This window comes from Streptomyces altiplanensis (assembly GCF_053591575.1).
Genome location: NZ_JBSFUB010000088.1, coordinates 20,846 through 28,615, shown reverse-complemented (window position 1 = coordinate 28,615; position 7,770 = coordinate 20,846). Strand labels below are relative to the sequence as shown.

7 protein-coding genes are annotated in these 7,770 nt (G+C 72.8%); 3 read left to right on the top strand and 4 right to left on the bottom strand.

The genetic code is table 11. The features are described from left to right. Positions 1 to 256 precede the first annotated feature (256 nt). The gene (locus tag ACWD0Y_RS28780; protein WP_093797521.1) at positions 257 to 472 is read left to right on the top strand and encodes a dodecin; all 216 of its coding nucleotides are present in this window, start codon (positions 257 to 259) and stop codon (positions 470 to 472) included. A gap of 39 nt (positions 473 to 511) precedes the next feature. Here the strand turns inward: ACWD0Y_RS28780 and ACWD0Y_RS28775 are convergent, their stop codons facing one another. Then, positions 512 to 1,003, bottom strand: coding sequence for a phosphatase domain-containing protein (locus ACWD0Y_RS28775; RefSeq protein ID WP_450263245.1), 492 nt, complete (start codon positions 1,001 to 1,003; stop codon positions 512 to 514). A 79-nt stretch (positions 1,004 to 1,082) separates the two neighbouring features. Between ACWD0Y_RS28775 and ACWD0Y_RS28770 the strand changes: the two genes are divergently transcribed. Together ACWD0Y_RS28770 and uvrA are read left to right on the top strand one after the other, a co-directional pair. Beyond that, positions 1,083 to 2,105, top strand: a complete 1,023-nt coding sequence (locus ACWD0Y_RS28770) for an MsnO8 family LLM class oxidoreductase (protein ID WP_450263244.1) — start codon at positions 1,083 to 1,085, stop codon at positions 2,103 to 2,105. A 45-nt stretch (positions 2,106 to 2,150) separates the two neighbouring features. Further along, a complete protein-coding gene (gene uvrA, locus ACWD0Y_RS28765; RefSeq protein WP_450263243.1) occupies positions 2,151 to 4,586 on the top strand; it encodes an excinuclease ABC subunit UvrA in 2,436 nt (811 codons plus the stop codon). A 7-nt stretch (positions 4,587 to 4,593) separates the two neighbouring features. Here the strand turns inward: uvrA and ACWD0Y_RS28760 are convergent, their stop codons facing one another. The 3 genes from ACWD0Y_RS28760 to ACWD0Y_RS28750 all read right to left on the bottom strand — a co-directional run bounded on the left by ACWD0Y_RS28760 (position 4,594) and on the right by ACWD0Y_RS28750 (position 7,769). Next, positions 4,594 to 4,992: a hypothetical protein gene (locus tag ACWD0Y_RS28760; RefSeq protein WP_450263242.1), complete on the bottom strand. Its 399-nt coding sequence runs from the start codon at positions 4,990 to 4,992 to the stop codon at positions 4,594 to 4,596. 63 nt (positions 4,993 to 5,055) lie between these two features. After that, positions 5,056 to 5,805, bottom strand: a complete 750-nt coding sequence (locus ACWD0Y_RS28755) for a succinate dehydrogenase/fumarate reductase iron-sulfur subunit (RefSeq protein WP_450263241.1) — start codon at positions 5,803 to 5,805, stop codon at positions 5,056 to 5,058. Then, complete coding sequence (locus ACWD0Y_RS28750) at positions 5,802 to 7,769, bottom strand: fumarate reductase/succinate dehydrogenase flavoprotein subunit (RefSeq protein WP_450263240.1); 1,968 nt, start codon at positions 7,767 to 7,769, stop codon at positions 5,802 to 5,804. Before ACWD0Y_RS28750 ends, ACWD0Y_RS28755 begins: the two co-directional genes overlap by 4 nt. Between the last annotated feature and the right edge of the window lies 1 nt (position 7,770).

The following is a 7,770-nucleotide window of genomic DNA, read 5'->3' as shown; positions in this document are numbered from 1 at the left end:
GGCGGGCCGCCCCCAAGCGCGCCCCACCCCCCAACGCCCGGCAACACCAAAACCCACCCAAAACACGACGGCACCGTCTTGACGAACGACATAGAGGCACCCCCCCCCGGACGAAGTCCGGGGGGGTAGGGAACCGCCCCGCGGGGCACCCGCACAGTGCCAGAAGCCGAACATGCGCCCCGGCGACTGCTGGGGCACGGTGGGAGAAGCGCGCGCCGGGACGCCCCGCGCCGCCAGGAGCAGAGAGGGAGCCCCCATGTCCGACCACACGTACCGCGTCACCGAGATCGTCGGCACCTCGACGGAGGGCCTGGACCAGGCGATCCGCAACGGCATCGACCGTGCCTCGCAGACGCTGCGCGGCCTCGACTGGTTCGAGATGACACAGGTGCGTGGCCACATCGTCGACGGCCGGATCGAGCACTACCAGGTGGGCCTCAAGGTCGGCTTCCGTCTCGAAGACACGGAGTGACCCCCTGGCCGGGAGCGCGTCGGGCCGGGCGGGAACGCGTCAGGTACGGCCCTCGCGCTCCTGCGCGTCCCTGAGCGCCGCCGACGTGGCCGCCCAGCGGGCGCGTACGACCCGGAACCCGGCCTGCTCCGCCGCGACGCAGACCAGCTCGTCGTCGTCCACGAGCATCCGGATCTCCCGGCCCTGCGCCGCCAGCCGTTCCAGGATCTCCAGCTTGGTGTGGCGGGCGGGCCGCCGGTCGTTGTCGCGGCGCATCCAGATCCGTCCCCCGGGCAGGTCCTGCGCGGCGAGCCAGGCGAGCGTGTCGCGCCGGCACCGCTCGGGGCGACCGGTGAGGTAGGCGACCTCGCACTCCCGCGCGCTCTCCAGGACCATCCGTACCCCCTCGGGCAGCGGCGGGTCCTGGGGCGCCGCGCCGAAGAAGGCGGTCCAGTCCCGCGGCCTGCGCTCCAGGAAGTGCTGGCGGTGCGCCGTGTCCGCGAGAGTCCCGTCCAGGTCGAACACGGCCAGTGGTCTGCTGCTGTGCGTCATTGAGGCACCTTAGGGCGTACCCGGCCGGTCTTTCCGCGCCGGCCGGGAATCCCCGCGCGGGACAGGCGTTGAAGTGAGGGTGAGCTCAGTGATCGCGCAGACCCGGTTCTCCGTACTCGACCGTTCCCGTACGCGCGAGGCGCACGACGCACCGCAGGCACTGCGGGACACCGTGGACCTCGCCCGGCGGATCGAGGCGCTGGGCTATCACCGGTTCTGGGTGTCGGAGCACCACAGCGTGCCCGGCGTGGCCGGTTCCGCGCCGACCGTGCTCGCCGCCGCCGTCGCCGCCGCGACGTCCACCGTCCGGGTGGGCACGGGCGGTGTGATGCTGCCGAATCATCAGCCCCTGGTCGTCGCGGAACAGTTCGGCGTACTGGAGTCGCTCTTCCCCGGCCGGATCGACATGGGTCTCGGCCGCTCCGTCGGATTCACCGACGGGATACGCAGGGCGCTGGGCCGGGACAAGAAGGACGCCGGGGGCTTCGCCACCCAGCTGGGCGAGTTGCTGGGTTACTTCACCGGCGACCAGAGCGCGCACCCGCAGGTCCACGCCCACCCCGCGGAGGGGCTGCGGATCCCCGCGTTCGTGCTGGCCACGGGCGCCGGGGCCCAGGTCGCGGCGGCGGCCGGGCTGCCGCTGGTGATCGCGGCGGCGCGCGGCGAGGACGAGATGCTGCGCGCGATCGACGGGTACCGGGAGGCGTTCCGGCCCTCCCCGTGGGGCGAGCGGCCGTACGTCGTGCTGTCGGGCACGGTGGCCGTGGCCGGGACCTCCGAGGAGGCCGCGCGGCTGCTGGTGCCGGAGGCCTGGGCATCGGCGTACTCCCGCACCCGCGGGACGTTCCCGCCGCTCGCGCCCGCCGACGAGATCCTGGCCCGGCCGATGAGCGACCGCGAGCGGAAGCTCTTCGACGACGCCCGGCGCGGGCACATCCACGGCACCGGGGACGAGGTCGCGGACGCCCTGGAGAAGGTGCTCGGCCGCAGCGGCGCGGACGAGTACCTGGTCGCGACGAGTACGTACGACCGCGGGGCGCTGCTCGACTCGTACCGGCGGCTGGCCCGCCTGGTGGGGCTGACCGGCACGGACGCCGCCTAGAATCGAGCCGTTTGTCGCACCAGTCCCCGCGTACGGAGCCCCCCGATGCACAGTGCCCACGACCCGTACGTGCGCGTGCGCGGCGCCGACGAGCACAACCTCCGGCACGTCGACGTCGACATCCCCCGTGACGCGCTCGTCGTCTTCACCGGCGTCTCGGGTTCCGGGAAGTCCTCACTCGCCTTCGGGACGGTCTACGCCGAGGCCCAGCGCCGCTACTTCGAATCCGTCGCGCCGTACGCCCGCCGCCTGATCCACCAGGCCGGCGCGCCCAAGGTCGGTGAGATCAGCGGTCTGCCGCCCGCCGTGTCGCTGGAACAGCGCAGGTCGGCGCCGACCTCGCGGTCCTCGGTCGGGACGGTCACGGCCCTCTCCAACTCACTGCGGATGCTGTTCTCGCGCGCGGGCACGTACCCGCCCGGCGCGGCCCGCCTCGACTCGGACGCGTTCTCGCCGAACACGGCGGCCGGCGCGTGCCCCGAATGCCACGGCCTCGGCCGCGTCCACCGCACCAGCGAGGAACTGCTCGTACCCGACCCGTCACTCTCCGTCCGGGAAGGCGCGATCGCGGCCTGGCCGGGCGCCTGGCAGGGCAAGAACCTGCGCGACGTGCTGGACGCGCTCGGGTACGACGTGGACCGGCCCTGGCGCGAGCTGGAGCAGCGGGACCGCGACTGGATCCTGTTCACCGACGAGCAGCCGGTCGTCACCGTGCACCCGGTGCGCGACGCCGGCCGCATCCAGCGCCCGTACCAGGGCACGTACATGAGCGCCCGGCGCTACGTCATGCACACCTTCGCCGACTCCAGGAGCCAGACCCTGCGGGCGAGGGCCGAGCGCTTCCTGACCGCCGAGCCGTGTCCGGTGTGCGGCGGCAGCAGGCTGCGCCCCGAGGCGCTCGCGGTCACGTTCGGCGGCCGGACGATCGCCGAGCTGGCCGGGCTGCCGCTGTCGGCGCTCGCACGCGTGCTGGACTCCGCGGTGTCGGCACCGGACGGGTCCGACGGGAGCGAGGCGGCGCGCGTCCTGACGGGCGACCTGCTGGCGCGGATCGCGGTCGTCACCGAGCTGGGGCTCGGCTATCTGAGCCTCGACCGTACGACGCCGACGCTCTCCTCCGGCGAACTCCAGCGCCTGCGCCTGGCGACACAGCTGCGCTCGGGGCTCTTCGGCGTCGTGTACGTACTGGACGAGCCGTCGGCCGGGCTGCACCCGGCCGACACCGAGGCCCTGCTGGTCGTCCTCGGCCGGCTGAAGGCGGCGGGCAACTCGGTCTTCGTCGTGGAACACCACCTGGACGTGGTGCGCAGCGCGGACTGGCTCGTCGACGTCGGTCCGCACGCGGGCGAGCACGGCGGCCGGGTGCTGCACAGCGGCCCGCCCGCCGGTCTGGCCGGGGTCGCCGAATCGGCGACCCGCCGCTTCCTCTTCGACCGCGAACCCGCCGCGCCGCGCGAGGTCCGCACCCCCTCGGGCCTGCTGCGGCTGAACGGTGTCGAGCGGCACAACGTGCGCGGCGTGGACGCCGAGTTCCCGCTCGGGGTCTTCACCGCCGTGACGGGGGTGTCGGGTTCCGGGAAGTCGACCCTGGTCGGGCAGGTGCTCGCGGGCGTCCTGGCGGACCGGACGAACACGGGGGCGGAGCCGGGGACGGGGGCGGGGTGTGCCTCGGCCGAAGGGCTGGAGGCCGTGGAGCGGCTGGTCCAGGTCGACCAGCGCCCGATCGGACGTACGCCCCGCTCCAACCTGGCGACGTACACCGGACTCTTCGACGTCGTACGCAAGCTCTTCACCGGCACGGAGGAGGCGCGGGCGCGCGGGTACAAGGCGGGGCGGTTCTCCTTCAACGTGCCCGGCGGACGGTGCGAGACGTGCCAGGGCGAGGGGTTCGTCTCGGTGGAGCTGCTCTTCCTGCCGAGTACGTACACCCCGTGCCCGGACTGCCACGGCGCGCGCTACAACCCGGAGACCCTGGAGGTCACGTTCCGGGGGCTCAGCATCGCCGGAGTGCTCGACCTGACCGTCGAGGCGGCGGCCGGGTTCTTCGCGGACACCCCCGCCGCCGTACGCAGCCTCCGGGCGCTCCTCGACGTCGGGCTCGGCTATCTGCGGCTCGGACAGCCCGCGACGGAGCTGTCGGGCGGCGAGGCGCAGCGCATCAAGCTGGCGAGCGAGCTCCAGCGCACCCGCCGGGGCCACACCGTCTACCTCCTCGACGAGCCGACGACCGGGCTGCACCCGGCCGATGTCGAGGTGCTGATGCGGCAGTTGCACGGCCTGGTGGACCAGGGCCACACGGTGATCGTGGTCGAGCACGACATGGCGGTGGTGGCGGGCGCCGACTGGGTGATAGACCTCGGCCCCGGCGGCGGTGACGAGGGCGGCCGGATCGTCGCGGCCGGGCCGCCGGCCGAGGTGGCAAAGGCGCCGGGCAGCCGTACGGCCCCGTACCTGGCCCGGGAGCTGCGGCCCGCGGTCTGAACGCCGGTCAGCGGCCCCGGGCGCGGCTGGTGCGGCGCAGCCCGATCAGCTCGGCCACGGACTCCAGCCAGCGGGCGGTGGTCTCGTCGCCGACCACCGGACGGGCCACGGTCCCGGCCGCCTCCAGCCAGCCGCGGACGGTGCCCGTGGCTTCCTGCCCCGGGAGCAGCTCGGGGAGCCGGGACGCGTACCGCACACCGCCACTGCGCACGACCTCGGCGAGGAACGCCACGGACCGCGGCAGGACGCCGATCCGGTCGAGTACGACCGCGGCCCCGACGGCACCGTCCCCGAACAGGGCGGTGCGGTGCGGGCCTTCGGCGGGAATGCCGTAGCGCAGCATCGTCGCGGTGTCCAGGCGGGCGCAGTCGTCGTCGGTCTTGGTGGGGCGGGGGGCGGGGTCCATGGGGGCTTGCGGGGGAAGATCAACAGCAGCGGGTGACATGCCCACGACCACCAAACCGCCGGGTCAGCGGCGTGACGCCTTCCTGGTCGCCCGCAGCCACTCCTTGTTCATCGCCGCGATGGACGGCAGCGGAATGCCCTTCGGGCAGGCGGTGGCGCACTCGCCGGCCAGGGTGCAGCCGCCGAAGCCCTCCTCGTCCATGGCCGAGACCATGTCGAGGACCCGGGTCTCGCGTTCGGGTGCCCCCTGCGGGAGTACGTTCAGGTGGTTGACCTTGGCCGAGGTGAAGAGCATCGCCGAGCCGTTGGGGCAGGCCGCGACGCACGCGCCGCAGCCGATGCACTCGGCGTGCTCGAACGCGAAGTCGGCGTCGGCCTTGGGCACGGGCGTGGCGTGCGCTTCGGGGGCGGCGCCGGTCGGGACGCTGATGTAGCCGCCCGCGCCGATGATCCGGTCGAACGCCGACCGGTCCACCACCAGGTCCTTGACCACCGGGAAGGCGCCCGCCCGCCACGGCTCGACGTCGACGGTGTCGCCGTCCTCGAAGTGCCGCATGTGCAGCTGGCAGGTGGTGGTGCGCTCCGGGCCGTGCGCGTCGCCGTTGATGACGACGCCGCACGCGCCGCAGATGCCCTCGCGGCAGTCGTGGTCGAAGGCGACCGGCTCGTCGCCGCTCAGGATCAGCTTCTCGTTGAGCGTGTCGAGCATCTCCAGGAACGACATGTCCTCGGAGATGCCGTCCACGTCGTACGTGACCATGGCGCCGGGTTCCTCGGCATTGCGCTGGCGCCAGACGCGCAGGGTGAGCCTCATGCGTAACTCCGCTGGGTGGGGTGGACGTAGGCGAATTCGAGGGCTTCCTTGTGCAGTACGGGGGCCCGGCCCGTACCCGCGAACTCCCAGGCGGCGGCGTACGAGAACTCCTCGTCCTTGCGGGCCGCCTCACCGCCCCCGGTCTGGCTCTCCTCGCGGAAGTGGCCCCCGCAGGACTCGGTGCGGTGCAGGGCGTCGAGGCAGAGCAGCTCGGCCAGCTCCAGGTAGTCGACGACGCGGTTCGCCTTCTCCAGCGACTGGTTGAGCTCCTCGCCCGTGCCCGGCACCTTGATCCGCCGCCAGAACTCCTCGCGGATCTCCGGGATGCGGCCGAGCGCCTTGCGCAGGCCCTCCTCCGTGCGCGCCATTCCGCAGTACTCCCACAGGAGTTCGCCGATCTCCTTGTGGAAGGAGTCGGGGGTGCGGTCGCCGTCGACGGCGAGCAGCCGCTCCAGGCGGTCGCGGGTCTCCGCGACCGCGCGCACCGCCTCCGGGTGGCTCGCGTCGACGTCGTCGTGGTGGGGGTTGCGGGCCAGGTAGTCGTTGATGGTGGACGGCAGGACGAAGTAGCCGTCGGCCAGGCCCTGCATGAGCGCGGACGCGCCCAGGCGGTTCGCGCCGTGGTCGGAGAAGTTGGCCTCACCGATGGCGAAGAGGCCGGGGACGGTGGTCTGGAGGTCGTAGTCGACCCACAGGCCGCCCATCGTGTAGTGGATCGCCGGGTAGATGCGCATGGGCACCTCGTACGGGTTCTCGGCGGTGATCCGCTCGTACATCTCGAAGAGGTTGCCGTACTTCTCCTCGACGGCCCTCCGGCCCAGGCGCCGGATCGCGTCGGCGAAGTCGAGGTAGACGCCCTGCCCGCCGGGGCCGACGCCGCGCCCCTCGTCGCAGACGTTCTTCGCGGCGCGCGAGGCGATGTCGCGCGGGACGAGGTTGCCGAAGGACGGGTAGATCCGCTCCAGGTAGTAGTCGCGCTCGTCCTCGGGGATGTCGGCGGGCGGACGGGTGTCGCCCTGCGCCCTGGGGACCCAGATGCGGCCGTCGTTGCGCAGCGACTCGCTCATCAGGGTGAGCTTGGACTGGTGGTCGCCGGAGCGCGGGATGCAGGTGGGGTGGATCTGGGTGAAGCAGGGGTTGGCGAAGTACGCGCCGCGCCGGTGCGCCCGCCAGATCGCCGTCGCGTTGGAGTTCTTGGCGTTGGTGGAGAGGTAGAAGACGTTGCCGTACCCGCCGCTCGCGAGCACCACGGCGTCCGCGAAGTACGTGTCGACGCGGCCGGTGATCAGGTCGCGGGCCACGATGCCGCGCGCCCGCCCGTCGACGACGATCAGGTCGAGCATCTCGGTGCGCGCGTGCATCTCGACGTTCCCGGCCGCGATCTGCCGCGACAGCGCCTGGTAGGCGCCGAGGAGGAGCTGCTGCCCCGTCTGGCCCCGGGCGTAGAAGGTCCTGGACACCTGTACGCCGCCGAAGGAGCGGGTGTCGAGCAGGCCGCCGTACTCACGCGCGAACGGCACGCCCTGCGCGACGCACTGGTCGATGATCTCGACGGAGATCTGGGCGAGGCGGTGGACGTTGGACTCGCGGGCGCGGAAGTCGCCGCCCTTGACCGTGTCGTAGAACAGGCGGTGGATGGAGTCGCCGTCGTTGCGGTAGTTCTTGGCGGCGTTGATGCCGCCCTGCGCGGCGATGGAGTGGGCGCGGCGCGGTGAGTCCTGGTAGCAGAACTGGACGACGTGGTAGCCCTGTTCGGCGAGCGTGGCGCCGGCGGCGCCGCCCGCCAGGCCCGTCCCGACGACGATGACGGTGTGCTTGCGGCGGTTGGCCGGGTTGACCAGCCTGGCCTCGAAGCGGCGGGTGTCCCAGCGCTCGGCGACCGGGCCGGAGGGGGCCTTGGTGTCGGCGACCGGCGCACCGGTCGTGTAGGCCGTGTAGTCGGCGTATCGCGTGTACTCACTCATG

What these genes read in the sequence shown, in the direction of transcription:
- ACWD0Y_RS28780 (WP_093797521.1), top strand. Translation starts at nt 257, where the DNA reads ATGTCCGACCACACGTACCGCGTCACCGAGATCGTCGGCACCTCGACG.
- ACWD0Y_RS28775 (WP_450263245.1), bottom strand. Translation starts at nt 1,003, where the DNA reads ATGACGCACAGCAGCAGACCACTGGCCGTGTTCGACCTGGACGGGACT.
- uvrA (WP_450263243.1), top strand. Translation starts at nt 2,151, where the DNA reads ATGCACAGTGCCCACGACCCGTACGTGCGCGTGCGCGGCGCCGACGAG.
- ACWD0Y_RS28750 (WP_450263240.1), bottom strand. Translation starts at nt 7,769, where the DNA reads ATGAGTGAGTACACGCGATACGCCGACTACACGGCCTACACGACCGGT.
- ACWD0Y_RS28760 (WP_450263242.1), bottom strand. Translation starts at nt 4,992, where the DNA reads ATGGACCCCGCCCCCCGCCCCACCAAGACCGACGACGACTGCGCCCGC.
- ACWD0Y_RS28755 (WP_450263241.1), bottom strand. Translation starts at nt 5,805, where the DNA reads ATGAGGCTCACCCTGCGCGTCTGGCGCCAGCGCAATGCCGAGGAACCC.